1 pseudogene is annotated in these 338 nt (G+C 57.7%); it reads right to left on the bottom strand.

From position 1 onward, the window contains the following. Positions 1-195 precede the first annotated feature (195 nt). Positions 196-338, bottom strand: a pseudogene (locus FV234_RS25980) (IS5/IS1182 family transposase); the annotation flags it as partial.

Here is a 338-nt window from a genome sequence, read left to right as displayed (position 1 = left end):
GGACGTAGCTGAACAGGTTCTCCGACCGATCTCCGCGCCCGCGCATCGCCTGATCCCACCCCTGCCTCTAACAGAGTGAATCATCTCCGCGACAAGCCTGCCAGCGACTTCTGCAGCAGCCTGCTAGAGCATTTTCAAGCGAGGTGGAGACCGGCTCGCGTCAAGAAAATGTGACCAACAACAGGCTAGAGTGTGTTATGAACCTGTCATCAGTCGTTCTGCCTGTTTCAGCATGAGACAGACGAAGGCGACCATATGAAGTCCTGCCAGCGTGCTGGCATAACGTTCGTAATCCTTGACCAGGCGCCGACAGCGCGTCGCCCAGGCGAAGGACCGCT

The sequence above is a fragment of the Methylobacterium sp. WL8 genome (genome assembly GCF_008040045.1).
GTDB classification, from domain to species: Bacteria; Pseudomonadota; Alphaproteobacteria; order Rhizobiales; family Beijerinckiaceae; genus Methylobacterium; species Methylobacterium cerastii.
The sequence above is the reverse complement of the archived record's forward strand: the minus strand, read 5'-3'. Positions and strand labels throughout refer to the sequence as shown.